1 protein-coding gene is annotated in these 446 nt (G+C 56.7%); it reads left to right on the plus strand.

Annotated elements, in window-relative coordinates; genetic code table 11:
- The coding region (locus I6E40_RS10725; protein WP_317207412.1) for a VapE domain-containing protein at positions 1–446 on the plus strand (446 nt) is incomplete at both ends.

Consider the following 446-nt stretch of genomic DNA (forward strand, 5'->3'; position numbering starts at 1 on the left):
ATTCCGAGCGTCAGATGGCTACGCTGAAGAACCTCATGCAGTTGACGGAGGTCAAGGTACAGAAAGGGCGCAGTCAGGTGGCGACGCAGATGACGCGCACGGCGGCATTCATCGGTACGTCGAACATGACGGAACTTCTGACCGACCCGACGGGTTCACGTCGTTTCTTCTGCCAGATGGTGGAAGCCCCCATCACACGCGAACCGATTGAGCATGAGCAACTTTACGCCCAGGTAGTGGCAGAGATTCGCAACGGCGAACCGACCTTTTTCAGCCATGAGGAGGAGGCAGAGATTGAGGAGCACAACCGTTCTTTCTATCGTCAATCTCCTCTGGCAGAGGCATTTCACCGTTCCTTCACCTTTGCGGAGGGCGACGACAACGCGCAGTGGGTTTCTGCCACTGAAATCTTCGAGACCTTGAAGCGTGACTCTCGCCGCGCCCTG

Origin of the sequence: Prevotellamassilia timonensis, assembly GCF_021531665.1 — a bacterium.
GTDB lineage: Bacteria > Bacteroidota > Bacteroidia > Bacteroidales > Bacteroidaceae > Alloprevotella.